Source organism: Arthrobacter sp. MDT2-34-1 (genome assembly GCF_059091365.1).
Map to the genome: position 1 here is coordinate 1 of NZ_JBNHGO010000106.1, position 580 is coordinate 580.

Annotated in this window: 1 protein-coding gene; it reads left to right on the plus strand. The window is 67.2% G+C overall.

The window, feature by feature from the left end; translation table 11 throughout:
• Positions 1-24: 24 nt before the first annotated feature.
• Positions 25-580, plus strand: a 556-nt coding sequence (locus AC5RVV_RS17880; RefSeq protein WP_494002694.1) for an aldo/keto reductase, incomplete at its 3' end; no start/stop codon positions are given.

Sequence of the window (580 nt, forward strand, 5' to 3'; positions counted from 1 at the left end):
TCCCAACCGGAACGGCGGGCAGGCATGGACACGAGGACATTGGGGCCGCAGGGACTGGCAGTTTCCGCCCAGGGCCTGGGCTGCATGGGCATGAGTGCCTTCTATGGCGAGACGGACGACATCGAATCCACCGCCACGATCCGGCGCGCAGTCGAGCTCGGCGTTACCTTCTTTGATACGGCGGATATGTACGGTCCATGGCGCAATGAGGACCTGGTGGGCGGTGCACTGCACGCCATCCGCGGCCGTGTGGTCATCGCCACCAAGTTCGGCAACGAGATCGACGACGCCGGCCGGCTCACCGGGAAGGTCAACGGGCGCCCGGAGTACGTGCGGGCCAGCGCGGAAGGTTCGCTGCGGCGGCTGGGAACAGACTACATCGACCTGTACTACATCCACCGCGTGGACCGCACGGTGCCGGTCGAAGAGACGGTCGGCGCCATGGCGGAGCTCGTCGCCGAAGGAAAGGTCCGCCACCTGGGCATCTCCGAGGCCGCGCCGGCCACGATCCGCCGTGCCCATGCCGTGCATCCGCTGACCGCGGTGCAGACCGAATACTCCCTCTTCACGCGGGACGTGG